Below are 14854 nucleotides of genomic sequence, written 5' to 3' on the forward strand. Positions count from 1 at the left end.
CGGCTCACGTGGTTCCGGCTAGCCGAGGAATGCGTCCTTCCCTGGCCAATTCGGGTTCGATCGGCCGTAGCAAGCCGGCCTCGGTCAGGGCCGCTGCCGCCTGTTTCACCATCGTCCACGGCAGCTTCGATTTTTCTCCGATATCGAGGAGCGAATTATGCCCGTCCGACATGTTCAGCACCCATAGCAGCGCCATTTGGTAGTCGGGCGGCGAGAGACCACCCATCGCGCTGTACAGGCCGTAATCTCCCAGCTTTGGCTCACAGAAGGGCTTCTGGTTGAGATGGTACCCATTGCTTTCGATGACGTCGACCGTGGCGATGGCCTTCTCAAGAGTATCGCGAAGAGCGTCAGCACGCACGAAATCCAGATTATCCGCGGAACTGTGGTATTCAGCGAACTTTCCATGTGGCGTACGCATGAACAACCCGACAGGAAGATTGAAGCCAGGCGAGCAATATTGCCTCTCGTCATAGCCGAATGGAGAGAACTCCTGAATCGCGAATTGATGCCCGCTCTGCTCCAGGACGTACGACCATGCCTTGTCAATCTCGGCGCTTCCGCGGCGACTCTTCTTGTAGGTGACTGAGCCAGCATCACCAGCACAGGTCAAAACAAAGCCGTGCTTGATGCGCCCGACGTGCGACTGATTCAGCGCAAGCCAAGCGATCGAGCCTATCGTTCCTGGGACGAATACGAAGCGGTAAGTATATCGGTGATCCCTGTTGCGCAGATGCTGGGCCAGCGCGGTTGCCACCGCAATGCCGGCCAAATTATCATTGCACAGCGATGGATGACAGACATGGCAAGAGATGAGGACTTCATCCGTGGAACGTCCAAGCAGCCGCAAATCGCCATAGGTCAGATGGCCAGGTTCCAGCGAGGATTCGATGCAAACTTCATAGTCGTCATCGGGTAGAGCAAGCAGCTGGTTGTGCGAAACGCAGAAGCCCCACGTCGGCTTGTAGTAGGAAGTACGATACGGAATCCAGTCGGGCCGGCATGGATCGGAGAATAGGTGAAGCTTCAGTTCAGCCAAGCTCATTCTGAGCTTTACCGGGCCGCTGTAGCCGACCACATGCAGGTTTGACTTGCGGAAGTCAACGACGCGCTCACCGGCGCTGTTCTTGATGTATCCATCACGAATGTTCCATTCGAGTGGAATCGTCCAGTCAAACACCTGAAGTCCGGATGGCACCTCACAGGTCGTCAAAGGAATATGTTTACGAATCAGATCAATCGTTTTTCTGACTCCATCGCCCGTGATGCTGCGGCAGATCGGATACATCTCCGAGATGAATCGATGCATGGCCTGTCCGCCATCATCGGCTGACAGGTCCACCGGCATCTCTGCTTCTTTGAGGCTCGCAAGGCTGGTATCTCTGACTATGTCATGCATCGCTCGCCCCTCGCCTCAACTGAAGACTGCTGCGGGTCAATCGACGAGCCTAAGTTCGGGGATCGGCACCACGAACTGCGCCCCCCAACTGCGTGCAAATGACAATTGACTGACGATCTCCTGCTTCAGATTCCACGGCAGGATCAGGATGTAGTCCGGCTTGGTCACGCTGATCCGTTCCGGCTCGCAAATCGGGATATGTGTACCCGGGAGCAGGCAGCCCTGCTTGTGAGGATTTCGGTCGACCGTATATTCGATCAGGTCCGGACTGATACCGCAGTAATTCAGCAGCGTGTTTCCCTTTGCCGGGGCACCATAGCCGACGACGGTCTTACCCCTCGCCTTGGCATCTTCCAGGAATTCGATCAGCTTGTGCTTCGTACGCAGTGCGCGCTCTTCGAAGGCGCAATAGTGATCGAGGCGCGCGAATCCGGCGGCCACCTCGCGTGTCCTGAGATCATTAACGCGCCTCGAGATCGGATGCGATCCAGTATTGCTGTGTTGCGCGTAGATCCGAAGCGAACCGCCGTGGGTCGGCAATTCCTCGACATCAAACAGTGTCAATCCATGCGCTGCGAAGATCTTCTCGACGGAGATCAGTGAAAAGTACGAAAAGTGTTCGTGGTAAATCGTATCGATCTGGCATTCGTCAACCAGCCGCATCAGATGCGGGAACTCCATCGTAATGATTCCCTGGTCCGCCACGAGGATGCTCATACCCTTTACGAAATCATTCAGATTTGGGACATGGGCGAGGACATTGTTTCCGATCAGAAGATCGGCTCGCAATCCCTCTCTTCGCAATGTGCGGGCGGTGCGTTCGCCAAAAAAGTCAACGCGAGTCGGGATGCCCTTCGCGCGAGCCACCGCCGCGACGTTCTTCGCCGGCTCGATACCGAGGACCGGGATTTCCTTCTCGGCAAAATACTGCAGGAGATATCCGTCATTGCTGGCGATCTCGACCACTTTGCTCTGAGAACCGATCCCAAATCTGTCCACGACCCGCCTTACGTAAGCTTTTGCGTGTTGCAGCCACGACTCGCTGTAGGATGAGAAATAGGCATAGTCGCCGAAGATGTTCTCCGGCGTTTCCCACTCCTCCAACTGGACGAGAAAGCATTCGCCACAGACGTACGCCCGCAACGGGAAGAACTGCTCTTCGCTCTTTAAGTCCTCATTCTTGAGATAGGAATTTGCGAGCGGCGAAAGCCCGAGATCGATGAAGACCTGTTCGAGAGGAGCATTGCAAAATCGGCAGCAACTCGTCCTTGCCGCCGGCACCGAAGGGGCCATCGTGCTGTACGGACGTGCGGCTTCTTGCTTCAACATCGCCTGGCTCCTGCTCCGCAATGCGCGGCGTTCATGGAACCAACGTAGTTCTCACCAATTGAACGCAATTGACGACCGTCAAATCGGATTTCATTTTGTCCGCGCCATCTTGCATCATTGGAAGAGTGCGAACGGCCCCACGACACTCGCATGACGAGCACGCGGCCTATTCACCGGTCCGCAGCGCTTGACTCATTCGCGCTTTCAATTCGATCTGAATTTCGCTGTAGGCCTTCCACCGCTTGTCGCGTTCGGACGTGACCTGTACCGGCACCGGCCAGGTTACACCCAGCGCTGGATCGTCATACGGCAGTCCGCCTTCGGCGCCTGGCGTGTGATAATTGCTTATCAAATAGACGAGCTCGGTGTCGTCGGTGAGCGTCAGGAAACCATGAGCAAAACGCTCGGGCACGTAGAGTCCACGCCCGTTATCAGCCGACAGATTTACTGCGACGTGCTGCAAATAGGTCGGGGACTCCGGCCGCAAATCGACGATCACGTCAACGGCCGCGCCCCTCGTGCACCGAACGTACTTGGTCTCCGTCGCCGGAGGATACTGAAAATGCATCCCGCGCAATGTGCCGCGCTTTGCGTTGAAGCTGACGCTGCCCTGCGCCACCACTGGCTTTAGACCATGAGCCGAGAACTCGTCTGCGCAAAACACGCGTGCAAAATGCCCTCGGCTATCCTGGTGCCGGTCGATGTCCACCGTGTAGGCGCCGGCGAGGATGGTTTCCGAGAATATCATGCTGTGGCGAGCGTTGTGAGTTCAGGCGAACACGAGTTTGCAGACTTGGAACAGGCCCCATAGGAGAGCAACGTTCCACGCCAGGGTACAGACCAGCGCAAACGCCATCGCAAAAGCCGGCCAGTTGAAATGTCGCTTCTCAGCTGTTGCCTTGATAGGTGCATGGGCCACTACAGGGCCGAGTTCGCCCACATTGGACATGATTTCTCATCCCTAGATTGCCTCTTGTGCATCCAGAGTATCTGCCGCCGTCTGCCCGAATCTGACAAATCTCAATAACGTGGCCGCCTTGATGCGGCGTTACTGCAGCGGGAAGCGCAGCAATCGAAGTTGCTCACCCCTTCGCAGGCAGAAGGCGAGCCGTGACTACCCAGGCCAGGGGAATAAGGGCAGCCTTCTTCAAAGCTTGATGTCAGGGATGTCAGCCAATCGCCATAGCGCGATCTCGAACGGAACGTCAGGATAGTGATCCTTCTGGCTCTCGAGCTTCGGCGGGAAACTGAAGGGAGGTAAGTTCAAGTTGAGGTGTCGCCATCCGATGCCGGTCGCCTTGCTTTCGTTCTTGTCATGGCTGGGTGTGTGAGAGATCAACAGCCACGTCGCGCCCGTTCGTCGAAAATTCTTCAGCATCGCCGCCATGTCCGAGAAGGACAAGTGAACCCAACAATCGCGGCACATAATCAAATCGACTGCAGGTAGAGGATCTTTGGTAAGGTCTGCGTGGATAAACCGGACACCGGGACGCGCGTATTTCTGTCCGTTCCGGGCAACGACGCTGCCGACGACGTCGGCCCCGACGTAGTCAACGCCTGCGAGGTCAACTTTTCTCATCCAATTCCAATCACCACATGGTGCATCCAGGAACCGGGAGATTTGAAGCCGACGAAACAACTCGGGAAGATAGGCGCTGACATTTTCCGTGGCAGCAAGCTCTGATCCAACGCCTGAGCCGCTTTCAGCGCTTCCCCACGCCTGCGCAGCGTAGGCCACCTGGAAAACCTGAGCCCTTGGCAGCGTCAGCGAGACTAATTTCTCAACGCCTGGAAGACGAAGTGCAGCGCTCTTCGCTCTCTGTCGTAAGCTCCGTTCGACCATGCAGCCCTCTCCTCGATCTCTCTAGACGCGAGACGCGCAGTCCCCAGGCTCCTCATCTATCCGAAGTCGCCAGTTTGGAGTCTACGATCGTCAATTCCCGAGCGGCAGCCAACCGCCGCCCGGCGCGCTCATCAGCCGCGCGCCGAAGCGAGCAGTACCGCGGGCTGCATCAAGCTCCAGCCTGCTCTCCGGAAATCCGTTCCAGCCCCTTCAGGTCAATGAACCGAATGGTCTTGCGGGTCGGAAGGTCGATCAGCCTCTTCGTTCTGAAGTCTGCAAGGGTGCGGCAAACTGTCTCAAGTGACGTTCCGACGTGATCCGCGAGGTCCGCTCGAGGAAGCTGAAGCCGAAGCGCATCGGGTCGCTTCGGATCAGAAGGAAGATGCGCTCGCATACGCAGCAGGAGCCAAGCTATTCGCGCCACACAATTCTTCTGGCTCATGGTCAGGACGAGGGACAGCGTATCTGCCAGGACCTGATGCGCACCGCACGGTTCGTCCCCGCGGCACACTCCGGAGACTTTCGACCGAAATACGCGACAGTCCGTAACAGCCTCAGCGGTAAATTGCTGACAGGCCGATTGGGTGGGCATGACAACATCGCCAGGCCAATAAAATGCCAGAATTTGGCGATTTCCGTTTTCGAGAAGCCGGACAGCGCGGACTACGCCTTCGACGATCTGAATTTTTTGCGCTTCCTCTTCACCTTCCCAGAAGAGTGCGCGGCCGCGTGGAATAAGAGATGTGGACTTGCGTAGTTCTGGGTTCCGCGTCGCCTTGAAAAGAGATACTTTTGATGAATGGCAATTGTCCGGAAACATCGCTTCGTTAAGCATGTACTTCACCTCAGCCATAAATCCGACAGGCTTCAGTCTAAGTCGCAACGAATTGTTAATACACTCAGTCATATGCGCTAGGTTTTTGCAGGTTCCGGCTAGGCTTAAAAGTCTAGTCCGTTTGTCACCAAAACTATTCGGTGCCGCTTTCCCGCCCATACACGCCCTGAAAGAGCCTAAGGTAGCGGCAAGATGTCTTTGGCGCGTGCATCAGCTATTGTAGCGGAATGCAACTTTTGTGTTTCGCAATGTGTCGAAAGCCCCCTCGGCGAGACGTGGCCCTTAACCGGCCCGACGCGACTCTCTGACGCAGGCAAGGTGCACGTCCGCCTGCCTCTGTTCATCGCCAGCCCTCGCTTTACGAAGTTTGAGGCAGTGCCTTCGAAGGCACGATCAGTCAAAGCCTCGAACTGCGCTGTCGCAGTTGCCTTCGCGGATCGAAATCGGCTGTAGCGGGTTGCCTGGATTTTTGCGGCGCTTTGACGCATCTTTCTCGCGGATGTTGCGCCAACGCCAGGAGCGCCGGCCATCGCAAAATCAGGTGTCGTCCACACACCCGGGGGCAGCACAAGACCCTTGCCTAAAGCGGCTTCGCAACTAACTGACACCGCGCAGACGCGCCTGCCCGCAATGGAGCGATCGCCGTAGCGAGCTTCCGCCGGTTGTTGGCAAACAACCAGACATTCCTGCGCGGATTGCTTCTGCATATGCGACGCGGCTCAGCTGACCGGTCAGCATTCGTGCTCATTTTGACCAAGCCAGCGCCATCACGGCAGCTCGCTTCAGGCGCCTTCAGAAACCGCCACTCCAGGGTGGATTAATTGGTCGGCCTTCGAGGAGGAGGAGGCACAGCCCGCGGACCTGACGTCGAATTCGCGCGCAAGCCGAAGCCATCCGTCGAACTGTACGCCCCGTCGATCACAAATCTCTTGGTCCTGGACCGCGCTGCTAGTCCCGCCCTTGATCCCACAAGTCTTGCGGCCATAAACGCCGCCTCCGTGCGGTTACGGGCACCAAGCGCGCGTAGAAGCGCTGCCGTGTGAATCTTGCTCGTCCCCTCGGCAATACTAAGCTCGCGCGCGATCTCCTTGTTCGACATACCGAAGGCGAGGAGCGGGAGAATCTCGTTCTGCCTGCGGGTCAGCCGCAACGCCTCAAGGTCGAAATTCGCCACCCGAGGAACAGCCGGCACGTCAAGGTCGTCCTCCGCCAGCCATCTGGGCACGTAGATGCGTCCAGACAAAAGATCCTCGATGGCCGAGAGCAACTCTTCATCGGATTGAAGTTTGACTACAAATCCATGAAAGCCGGCCGATAGACAACTCAGCACGTCTGCCCGAGTGTGCGATGTAGACATCACGGCAATTCGTGTCGCCGGGCTGAGATCATGGACTTCCGCCAACGCCCGAAGCGCGCCAGGCGTGAGGCAATTAAAGTCGATCAGAATCAAATCGAACTTCACCTCCGCGTCGAAGTTCTCCAGCTGGGAAGCCTCGACCACACGAGAATGAAACCGGCTCTGAATGACGTCCCGAAGGCCGGTCCGATAGATACTATGTTCGTCTACCAATAAAATTACTGACACTGCTCAATCCTCGAACTCCCCGTACACCGAGGACTTCTCACACTCGCAGCAGAACGATTCCCTCAAAAAAAGCGGACTTAATGATCCGACGTGAAGTCTGAATCGACCCACAGCGCAAGCTAAGCGAACTAATTCCGCAGTGCACAACCATATCTCACCATTGAAAACTGTCAAGCAACCTTAAGTCATTGCCAAGTCAAGGCACTCCTCAGATGCGGCCCAGCGCTGGGATGACTTCGCTCATCGGCGTCCACAGGAGATGGGTGTCCAACTGCTCCGTGTGTTGAAGATGCCGAAGTTCGGATAGTCTTGTGAAAGGGGCCGAGTTGAAAGTTGCTTCATCCAGCTGAATTCGCTGGAAGACGCCTTTCAGTTGCTGCGCGCCGCGACCGGCGTTCCAGCGACAGCGGAAACTCGGCAAGTGCGCCTTGATCTTGTCAAAGGATACGCGATAGCTGCGGCTGTCAGGACCGCTTGGGCCAAATGTCAGCTCGCAACCCGGAAACGTCTCGCTGACGATCGTTGCGATCTCGCGCACGGTGTAATTTTGGCTTTCATCTCCGACATTGAAGGCTTCGCCACACACCGCTTCGGTCGGCGCTTCAAGCGCACACAGAATCGCCTGGCAGATGTCCTCGACGTGAACGAGAGGCCTGCAGGGTGTCCCATCGCTCATGACCCGGATCTTGCGCGTCGTGAATGCAAAGCCGGACAAATTATTCAATACGAGGTCAAAGCGCTGGCGTGGAGACGCCCCGAAGGCCGTCGAGTTGCGCAGGAACACCGGTGAAAATCTGGAGTCGATCATTTCGAGGAGATCTCGTTCGACCAATACCTTGCATCGCGCGTAGGCGGTCTGCGGGTCGCACGACGAGGTTTCGGATTTGATCTCGGCGCCTGCAGCCCCATAGATGCTGCACGACGACGCGTAGACAAACCGCCCAATGCCGGCTTCCTTGCATTTGCGCGCGAATTCGACCGACCCACGATGGTTGATCTCCATCGTGATCTCGGGGTCGTTTTCTCCCAGGGGATCATTCGACAGTTCGGCCAGGTGAACGACCGCGTCATAGCCGATCAGATCAGATCTCGACAACTGCCGCGTATCCCTGGACATCACCATCGGGCGCGTCCTGCCGTCATCGTACAGCCAGCCACGACGATAGAGGCCTGTGTCGATTCCGGTCGCATCGTAACCATGCTCGAGCAGCTTGGGACCGAGTACAGCGCCGATATAGCCATCAGCTCCCGTAAACAAAACGCGCATTTGGCTTCTCCTCAACGATTGGATTGGGCAGCAAACGCCGGCTTGATCGCCGCGACAGGTTCACTCGGAGCTGCCGAGTCCTTGTTCCAAACGCACCAGGGAGGATTTCCCGTATCCCACAATTCCTGCAGGACCGTTTTGTCCCGAAGCGTATCCATATTCTGCCAGTATCCACGGTGGCTGTAGACGGCCAATTGGTCCTGCTCGATCAAACGTGCCAGCGGCTCGTTCTCCCAACTTGTGGCGTCCCCATCAATGACGTCCAGAGCCTGGGGCTCCATGACGAAGAAGCCTCCGTTGATCACCTGGCCGTCCCGCGCATCCTTCTCGCGAAAGCGCGCTGCTCGTGGACGATCGGATGAGAGATTGATTGCCCCGAAACGACCAGGCTGCTGTACCGCGGTCACGGTCGCAAGCGCGCCCTGTTGATGATGAAACCGGATCAATTCGCGAATATCGACGTCACTCACGCCGTCTCCGTAAGTCATGCAGAAGGTCTCGCCTCCCAAATAGTCGCGCACGCGCTTGAGCCGCCCTCCGGTCATCGTCTTCTCCCCGGTGTCGACCAGAGTCACCTTCCAGGGTTCACATTCGTTTCGATGGGTCTCGATGCGATTACGCTGAAGATCGATCGTCAAATCGCCTTGATGAGGAAAGTAGTTCAAGAAATAGTCGCGGATCACCTGACCTTTATAGCCGAGGCAAATGACGAACTCGTTCAGGCCATGATGAGAAAACAACTTCATGATATGCCAGATGATCGGACGGCCGCCGATCTCGACCAACGGCTTTGGGACAACCGAAGTGTGCTCGCTCAATCTCGTGCCATAGCCGCCGGCAAGAATGACAACTTTCATTGGCCTCTCCTGAATCGCGGGGATCGCCCTATACGAATGGTGCGAGCCAACCAAACCGTATGACGCGGCCAGAGCAGCGAGTTGACGACCATCAAATCGGTTGACCGACATCGGAGCTGAAAACGAGAAGAGCGCGAGCGTCGATCGGCTCAGTCCATCAAGACTGCTCCGCCACACCATCTGGCACTCAACGGAAGGGCGCTATCGCGATCGGATCAATCCGCCCAAGCGGCGGGCTACTCGGCGCACGAAGCGCATCTGACCATGAACCAGCGGATCCGGTCCCATTCGTCCATCCGGCCGATCGAGCCCGGCAATAACTGCGTGGTCGGTTGTGGTCAGCTCGAAATTGAACAGATCAATGTTCTCCGCGATGCGAGCTGGCGCCGCCGACTTCGGGATCGCGATGATGCCATTTTCAATATGCCAGCGAAGCACGATTTGCGCTGGAGTGCGCTCACAGCGGTCCGCGATTGCTTGAAGCCTCGGATCGGCGAGGCTGCGGCCCTGCCCCAACGGACTCCACGCCTGCGTCACGATGCCGTAGCCCTCGTGGACGTTCCTTAGCAATCGTTGCTGAAAGGCCGGGTGCAATTCGATCTGATTGATTGCCGGCACGACACCTGTTTCGCCGATAACGCGCTCCAGATTGTCCGCGGTAAAGTTGGAAACGCCGATCGAACGAACACGGCCCTGCCTCTTCAATTCGATGAATGCGCGCCAGGTCTCCACGTAGGCGCCGCGTTGAGGACACGGCCAGTGGATGAGATAGAGATCGATGACATCCAACCCTAGATTGGCAATACTTAGATCAAAAGCGCGCATCGTCTGGTCATAGCCGTGCGCTTCATTGCGGAGCTTCGTGGTAACAAATATCTCGCTCCGAGGTACAGAGGCCCGCTTGAGAGCCTGCCCCACGCCGGCTTCATTTCCATAGTTTGCAGCCGTATCAAACAAACGATAGCCCGCACGGATCGCCGTTCCGACAATCTCGGGCGAGCCCGCGTTATCGATCCGCCAAACACCGAAACCCAATTGCGGGATACTGTGGCCGTCATTGAGCAGCACCCGCGGAACGTCCAGACGACTTCGTTCGTCGAGCACGGCCTCCGGCGAGGAGCCTGCCTGAGACCGCGACGCCATGTTCGGTGTCGACCAAGGCAACATTGCATCAGGATATTGGGCGGGCGCTGTTCGATGGTCTCCGGCGGTCGCATAACTCGATTTGGCGGCTTCGGTGATCGACCAGTGGCGCAGCGTGCGATTGCCATCGCCAATGGCGCGCACCATGACGGCCTTCAACCAGTCGCGGGCAGCAGAGGTGCGGCTCTCAAACAACAGATAGAATGCGACAGCCAATAGCAGGCACAACATGATAAAAGTCGCATCAAGGGCGAGCGATGCAAGCGTAAAGTCGCGACGTTCGCGCGCAGCGACGTTGAGCAGAAGCAGGATTGGATAGTGGATTGCGTACAGCGAAAAGCTGAACTTTGCGAGGTTCCGCCCGAACCCCAGGAATGAGGGCAGCGGTATCTTCAGGCGCTCGATGAAAACGATGAACGCGGCTGTGCCCAGTCCGACGGCGACGACAATCGCTGCCCAGTGCGGCAAGAGACCCTTGACCGACAGTCCGTATGCGCCTGCCAGGATCACGAGGAAGCCGCAGCACCACGCCCAGGCGGGCGTGATCACCGCATAGACCAACACGCCCAGGCACCAGATCGCAAAAAAGAAGAAGAACTTCAGGCCGGTGTGCGTACCCATGGGATCATGGCGCTCCGCTACCACAAACAGACCGAAGATCGCGACAATCAATAGAACGTAGGCTGGCGCCTTGCGAACGGAGATCAGCGCGAAAAACAGCAGGTAGTACCAGAACTCGTTCGACAAGCTCCATAAGGCCGCGTTTCCCGCAAACTCCGAGCAAACGATCGTCTGGAGAAACAAGACATTGCATACTGCCGCAGACGGACCAACGGGCGCGAGAAAGACTCGCGCACTGTCATAGAGGTCCTGATGGGAAGCAACGAAGCCTCCCCATCCAGGCAGTTGCCTTGTCGAAATATACGCGCAGAACGAAATTGTAAGCGCCGGAATCACGACGATGTAGAGCCGCGCCAGCCTTGCGGAGAAATAGTCGATGGCGCTTAGCTTTCCGTGGAGGCATCTTACCAGCGCCGGCCCGCCCACGAGATAGCCGCTCAGGACGAAAAACACCATCACGGCGTCTCCGCCATGTCCGCTCAATGTCCAGAAGACGGAGTAGGCAAGCCGGATTGCCGGATCATAGTCGGGGCCCGGCAGCTGCTCCATAAACATCAGCTGGTAGGAGTGAAATGCCAGAACCTCGACGGCGGCAAGGCCACGCGCGAGATCGAGCCAATCCGAAAGCACAGGAGAAACTCCTGTCTGCGTGCGAAAACCAATCACAGCTTTCTTCCGTCGAGCTCGAGACAAGCGACCTTGGACCGCAGGGCGGCGGCGCTCCGAACGTATCGAGATGACCTGGGGCCGATTTGATGGTTCTCAATACTGCAGGGATCCCAACGTCAGTCGGGCAACGGCGTGCCACGCCGCCCGCACGAGAACTCGGCTCGGCGTGCGCTACGAAAAGTCGAGTGCAATCCAGGAGGACAGAGCTGTGATCCGGAGCTGTGATCCGGAGCTGCTTCCGCTTCTGACCCGTTCGTCTACCGGGCGAAGCCACAATCACGGGCCGCCTTCGAGCGCTTCATCCGCGGTCCCGTAAAAACACGTAGACGTGCAATTCGGCTCATGAGGCGGGACAAATCGACGCAAGCAGTCCGTCGCTCATCGCACTGTATTTCCAAGCAAAACGGCACCATCGCCTGTGATGCCGCGGAAGGCACAGAGTATCACTCTACTTTTATCACATTGAAGACAAATTGCGTTGTCAGCGTTGAATGGGGTGTTCAGCCGCCTGCAAATCAGTCGAGTGCACAAACGGGGTGCAGGTGTATTTCAATGCCAAGATTAGAGCGGCTTCCTGATTGAAGTTTGCTTTGAATTGGTTCATTTTCGGGGAGAGTTTCAATGCGATTCGGCAAGTCCGATTCATGTCCCACTCGCGCGTTGTATCGTGCGCGCGTTCTCCAGTGACATTCGCGTCTCATCAAAAATAGCGTTCGGGCGGTCATCGGCGTGAGAGATCGAGCGCGCTTCCAGCGATACTGGAAGCGGTGTGCTTTGTGACGTCAATCTGCGCCACAACTCAGCAAATGAAAATACGCAGGGGAAAGAATGGCAATTTCGATTTCGGAACTGAGCAGACAAAACACCCAGGGGCAGAGCGACGGCTTCCCGCTTGGCGTGCCTCACAGTTGGAATTGGTACCAGGGCTGGAATTCAGACGGACTGTTGACGCCGCCTGCAGGCTTCACTGCCGTCGAAGGGTGGGGACAAGTCTATCCGGAAGAAGGGGTGTCCACTGCAGCAAATGCAAATGCGGACGTCCAGATCGCTAACTCAAAGACCTATGTCCATATCAAGCAAACGGGCCAGTGGGTATTGGTCCAGGACCAGACCAAGCTCGGGATGACCGGGGGGCATTTCGGCGCCAACTTCGCCGGCAATGCCGCCTATGCGATGCCTGGAACCGCGCTGGCAGGCGGAGGCGTCAGTTTCGATGCTCCTCCGGACGGGTACAACGATCATTTCTGGTACAGGTCGCGGGGAACCTACGTCGCCGGAACGGTCGATGGCGTCTACGTCCAAATGGACATGAGGGTGACCGACCCCAACGCAAAAATGGTAGGCATGGTCGGCGCCGACTGGTGGCGCGACGCAAGCGCCCCTTTCCTTGCGGACCACAGCACCAATCCTGGCGTCGGCGGAACCAATTGGGTTGAGCTCTCGACCCAATGGCAGACAGTTGCCTACACTTCCATGAGCCCCGCGGCAATTCAGGCCAACCCGCCTCCCGGGGCGCTTACATCGTCACAAACTCCGCCAGTCGTGGCGCCCGACACTCTGGCGCCCGCGGCGCCCAAGATTACAGCGTTCACGCCGGACACCGGAACCGTTGGAGATCAGGCGACAGATGCAACCAGAGTGACGCTAACTGGCACCGCGGAGGCCGGGAGCACCGTCAAAGTGCTGGAGGGGACGACCGTGGTTGGCACGGTAAAAGCCGACGCGAAGGGCGCGTGGAGTCTCACCACGGCCCAATTGGCGAGCGGCACTCACAACTTCAACGCGAAGGCAACGGACGCCGCAGGCAACACCAGCTCAGCGTCATCGCTGCTAAGTGTGAAAGTGAATGCGGCCTCGCAGCCGCCGGTCGTATCTCCGCCGGCGGAGACTTCGAAGAACCTGTTGGTCAACGGCTCCTTCGAGACAGCATCTCTGGCTGCCTATGATACCGGCCGGTGGGGAGCCTTCAGCTCCCTTCAAGGCTGGACCGCCACTAGCGGGAGCAAGATCGAGCTCTGGAACAACCTCGAAAACGTGCGCGCCTCCGACGGAGGGAATTTCGGAGAGCTCGACTATGCCGGCGCCCAAGATGGCTTCTACCAGGACGTCAAAACGGTTGCAGGACAGCGATACGATCTGTCTTTTGACGCACGTTCGCGGCCGGGCTTCACGGGTTCGACGACGACCGTACAGATATTGTGGAACGGCTCGGTCATAGCTACCGTTCCCCCGGGGGATTCCTGGAAGAATTACGATTTCTCGGTGGTTGGGACTGGAGGGCAGGATCGCCTCACCTTCCGCGAGACGACGAACCAGGGTAGCGATGGCCTCGGTGCCTTGTATGACAATGTAACCTTGACCGCCGCCACCTCCGCACCCGCAACCTCGCCGCCTGCCTCGCTGCCGGCAGCGGGTACGAACCTGCTGGTGAACGGGTCGTTCGAGTCATCCTCTCTGGCCGTCTATGATACCGGCCATTGGCGGGCCTTCAGCTCTGTCCCCGGCTGGACGGCCATCAGCGGCAGCGCCATCGAACTCTGGAACAACCTCAACGGAGTGCAGGCCAGCGACGGGCAAAACTACGGCGAACTCGACTATAAGGAGGCCCGGGATGGTTTCTACCAGGACGTAAAAACCGTTACCGGACAGAGCTATGACCTGTCCTTTGATGCACGCTCGCGTCCCGGCTTTACAGGCTCGACTTGCTCCATGGAGGTGCTGTGGAATGGCTCGGTCGTTGCCACCGTTCCACCCGGCAATTCGTGGCAGACCTACGATTTCACGGTGGTAGGGACCGGGGGACAAGATCGTCTGACCTTCCGCGAGGTCGGCGGCCAAGGCGGCGATGGCCTCGGAGCGCTCTATGACAACGTCGCCCTGACGGCCAAATCGACGAGCGCGACATCTGCGGCAACTCTCGCCAGTGCGGATCAGTCAATTAGTCTGCTGAAGCAATACACCGCGACGAGTATTACAAGCGCGGGCCCTGACTCGACTTCCGTCATTGGCACATCGAGCAACAATACAACCGACCAGACGCTCGCTTTGCCACAGCACTAGATCCGCTCCAGCATAGCGACGTAAGAGGAGTTGAAGGAGGGCGTCGCTGCGGCGCCCTTCTTTCGTCTGTTCCGGACTGATCTGACCGAGTTCGATCGCGTCAGGCGTCAGTCTCGCCGCGCACTTGGCGCGCGAATGATACCGGGTTGAGCATGATGGGTCAGCCGCAACCGAGGCAAGGTCGTATCGGAATACAATTGATGACCGTCAACTCCGACCTCGGTTCAACTCACATATTGCAAGCCG

The 14854-nt window shown here is 57.6% G+C and carries 11 protein-coding genes and 1 pseudogene; 1 reads left to right on the top strand and 11 read right to left on the bottom strand.

Features of this window, described 5'->3' with window-relative positions:
- Window positions 1–4: 4 nt before the first annotated feature.
- The 11 genes and pseudogenes from AC1RUR_RS20000 to AC1RUR_RS20050 all read right to left on the bottom strand — a co-directional run.
- Complete coding sequence (locus AC1RUR_RS20000) at window positions 5–1399, bottom strand: DUF4910 domain-containing protein (protein ID WP_492847059.1); 1395 nt, start codon at window positions 1397–1399, stop codon at window positions 5–7.
- A gap of 36 nt (window positions 1400–1435) precedes the next feature.
- Window positions 1436–2692, bottom strand: a complete 1257-nt coding sequence (locus tag AC1RUR_RS20005; RefSeq protein ID WP_492847401.1) for a methyltransferase domain-containing protein — start codon at window positions 2690–2692, stop codon at window positions 1436–1438.
- 202 nt (window positions 2693–2894) lie between these two features.
- Window positions 2895–3476, bottom strand: coding sequence for a dTDP-4-dehydrorhamnose 3,5-epimerase family protein (locus tag AC1RUR_RS20010; protein WP_492847061.1), 582 nt, complete (start codon window positions 3474–3476; stop codon window positions 2895–2897).
- A gap of 21 nt (window positions 3477–3497) precedes the next feature.
- Complete coding sequence (locus tag AC1RUR_RS20015; RefSeq protein ID WP_492847063.1) at window positions 3498–3677, bottom strand: hypothetical protein; 180 nt, start codon at window positions 3675–3677, stop codon at window positions 3498–3500.
- Window positions 3678–3875: 198 nt separating this feature from the next.
- The gene (locus AC1RUR_RS20020) at window positions 3876–4571 is read right to left on the bottom strand and encodes a class I SAM-dependent methyltransferase (protein ID WP_492847065.1); all 696 of its coding nucleotides are present in this window, start codon (window positions 4569–4571) and stop codon (window positions 3876–3878) included.
- Between the two features lie 169 nt (window positions 4572–4740).
- A complete protein-coding gene (locus AC1RUR_RS20025) occupies window positions 4741–5406 on the bottom strand; it encodes a Crp/Fnr family transcriptional regulator (RefSeq protein ID WP_492847067.1) in 666 nt (221 codons plus the stop codon).
- Between the two features lie 817 nt (window positions 5407–6223).
- The gene (locus tag AC1RUR_RS20030) at window positions 6224–6991 is read right to left on the bottom strand and encodes a LuxR C-terminal-related transcriptional regulator (protein WP_492847069.1); all 768 of its coding nucleotides are present in this window, start codon (window positions 6989–6991) and stop codon (window positions 6224–6226) included.
- A gap of 208 nt (window positions 6992–7199) precedes the next feature.
- Complete coding sequence (locus AC1RUR_RS20035) at window positions 7200–8258, bottom strand: NAD-dependent epimerase/dehydratase family protein (protein WP_492847071.1); 1059 nt, start codon at window positions 8256–8258, stop codon at window positions 7200–7202.
- Window positions 8259–8269: 11 nt separating this feature from the next.
- Complete coding sequence (gene rfbF, locus AC1RUR_RS20040; protein ID WP_492847073.1) at window positions 8270–9115, bottom strand: glucose-1-phosphate cytidylyltransferase; 846 nt, start codon at window positions 9113–9115, stop codon at window positions 8270–8272.
- 201 nt (window positions 9116–9316) lie between these two features.
- Window positions 9317–10198: an aldo/keto reductase gene (locus AC1RUR_RS20045; protein WP_492847403.1), complete on the bottom strand. Its 882-nt coding sequence runs from the start codon at window positions 10196–10198 to the stop codon at window positions 9317–9319.
- A gap of 267 nt (window positions 10199–10465) precedes the next feature.
- Window positions 10466–11545 (bottom strand): annotated as a pseudogene (locus tag AC1RUR_RS20050) (acyltransferase family protein); the annotation flags it as partial.
- 831 nt (window positions 11546–12376) lie between these two features.
- Between AC1RUR_RS20050 and AC1RUR_RS20055 the strand changes: the two are divergent.
- Entirely contained in the window at window positions 12377–14608 is a 2232-nt protein-coding gene (locus tag AC1RUR_RS20055; RefSeq protein WP_492847075.1) for an Ig-like domain-containing protein, read from the top strand.
- The last annotated feature ends 246 nt before the right edge of the window (window positions 14609–14854 follow it).

It is taken from the genome of Bradyrhizobium sp. GW821-FHT12B03 (genome assembly GCF_058807535.1).

What these genes read in the sequence shown, in the direction of transcription:
- AC1RUR_RS20055 (WP_492847075.1), top strand. Translation starts at nt 12,377, where the DNA reads ATGGCAATTTCGATTTCGGAACTGAGCAGACAAAACACCCAGGGGCAG.
- AC1RUR_RS20005 (WP_492847401.1), bottom strand. Translation starts at nt 2,692, where the DNA reads ATGGCCCCTTCGGTGCCGGCGGCAAGGACGAGTTGCTGCCGATTTTGC.
- rfbF (WP_492847073.1), bottom strand. Translation starts at nt 9,115, where the DNA reads ATGAAAGTTGTCATTCTTGCCGGCGGCTATGGCACGAGATTGAGCGAG.
- AC1RUR_RS20020 (WP_492847065.1), bottom strand. Translation starts at nt 4,571, where the DNA reads ATGGTCGAACGGAGCTTACGACAGAGAGCGAAGAGCGCTGCACTTCGT.
- AC1RUR_RS20035 (WP_492847071.1), bottom strand. Translation starts at nt 8,258, where the DNA reads ATGCGCGTTTTGTTTACGGGAGCTGATGGCTATATCGGCGCTGTACTC.
- AC1RUR_RS20025 (WP_492847067.1), bottom strand. Translation starts at nt 5,406, where the DNA reads ATGCTTAACGAAGCGATGTTTCCGGACAATTGCCATTCATCAAAAGTA.
- AC1RUR_RS20010 (WP_492847061.1), bottom strand. Translation starts at nt 3,476, where the DNA reads ATGATATTCTCGGAAACCATCCTCGCCGGCGCCTACACGGTGGACATC.
- AC1RUR_RS20000 (WP_492847059.1), bottom strand. Translation starts at nt 1,399, where the DNA reads ATGCATGACATAGTCAGAGATACCAGCCTTGCGAGCCTCAAAGAAGCA.
- AC1RUR_RS20015 (WP_492847063.1), bottom strand. Translation starts at nt 3,677, where the DNA reads ATGTCCAATGTGGGCGAACTCGGCCCTGTAGTGGCCCATGCACCTATC.